This window comes from Streptomyces sp. NPDC032940, from assembly GCF_040636935.1.
In the GTDB taxonomy this organism is placed as follows: Bacteria; Actinomycetota; Actinomycetes; order Streptomycetales; family Streptomycetaceae; genus Streptomyces.
On record NZ_JBEZVJ010000089.1, the window covers coordinates 1 to 1,320 of the forward strand.

1 protein-coding gene and 2 pseudogenes are annotated in these 1,320 nt (G+C 67.2%); all 3 read right to left on the reverse strand.

The window, feature by feature from the left end; genetic code table 11:
• Window positions 1-124: 124 nt before the first annotated feature.
• Window positions 125-247: pseudogene (locus AB0E77_RS34210) on the reverse strand (hypothetical protein); the annotation flags it as partial.
• A gap of 26 nt (window positions 248-273) precedes the next feature.
• Window positions 274-372, reverse strand: a pseudogene (locus tag AB0E77_RS34215) (transposase); the annotation flags it as partial.
• 645 nt (window positions 373-1,017) lie between these two features.
• Window positions 1,018-1,320: CatB-related O-acetyltransferase (locus AB0E77_RS34220; RefSeq protein ID WP_361578928.1), on the reverse strand; the 303-nt coding region annotated here is incomplete at its 5' end.

Sequence of the window (1,320 nt, forward strand, 5' to 3'; positions counted from 1 at the left end):
TTCGACAACAGGGCCTCTTGATCCTCGCTGGACTCGACATCCGCGAGCTACCAAGAGGCCCTTCTTCCATGCACCCGCACCGGCCGACTCACCCGAACCAGGCCCCTGTTCGAACCCCACCCGGTCACCCGAGCGGATAGAGAACAGCCAGTGAGACATCCATGTCGTAGATCTCCGCGAGATGTTGCTGGATCTCCCCCGTCGTGAGGCCCTTCGCATAAAGCGAGAGCACGGCCTCGTCGAAGCCCTCGAGCTTGCGCTGGTGTGCTTGGCCACGATCTGGGGCTCGAAGCTGCCTTCCCGGTCCCGCGGCACATCCAGCTCGACCTCACCGATGTCGGTACGCACCCGCTTCGACGTCGTGCCGTTCCGCGCGTTCGGGGTCCCGCGGCCGGCCGGATCTCACCCTTCTCATAGCCGAGATGCTCCGACATCTCCGCCTCGAGAGCGCCTTCCAGGACCATCTTCAACAGTCCCTTGAACAGGCTGTCCTGCCCGACCAGATTCACGCCCTCGGACCGGGCCCGCTCGACCAACTGCCGTGCGATCTCCTGATCCTGCACCTGCCGCTGCGTCAACTCGGCCCCCATACGTACGACGCTCGAACGCCTGCCGGGCTCATCCCTGTCACCCATCATGATCCTTCCCGGCACCGATCACCCCGATGCCAGCCAGTCACACCGGGCATACACAGATTTCAGGACAGCCCCTCGGCACCGAGCTACCCCGCAGGCGCGAAGACGACTCGGCGGGGAGTTGGGTCATCGCCACGGTGGCGGAGCTATCCCCGCGGGCGCCGGTACGACCCAGGCAGGTACAGCGTGCCCGGGTGCCAGCGGAGCTACTTTTGCGGGTGCGGGAACGACGTCGGGCCGGTGGCTCATCGGCTTCACCGGGGACGAGGCGGCCGATCCGGCCGCTGTGGACGACGGCGAACCATAACGTCCGTTCCGGTGGTGAGGGCGTAGGGTCCCGCCTCGCTGTCGGCCGCCACGTGCTCGTCGATGAAAATCTGGGTCAAAGGGACTTCCCCTGTCCATGCTCGGTGGCGATGCGTTCGATGTCGGCCGGGGTTCCGGCCATGATGGTGCGGGCGTGTTCGGTGACCAGGTCGGCCGGCCAGTCCCACCACGCGGCACGCCGCAGCCGTTCGACGTCGGCGTCGTCGAAGCGCTGCCTGATGGGCCTGGCCGGGTTGCCGCCGACGATCGTGTAGGGCGGGACGTCGGCGGTGACCACGGCGCCGGCCGCGATGATGGCGCCGTCGCCGATCCGTACGCCGGGCATGACGGTCGCCCGGTAGCCGAACCAGACGTCGTT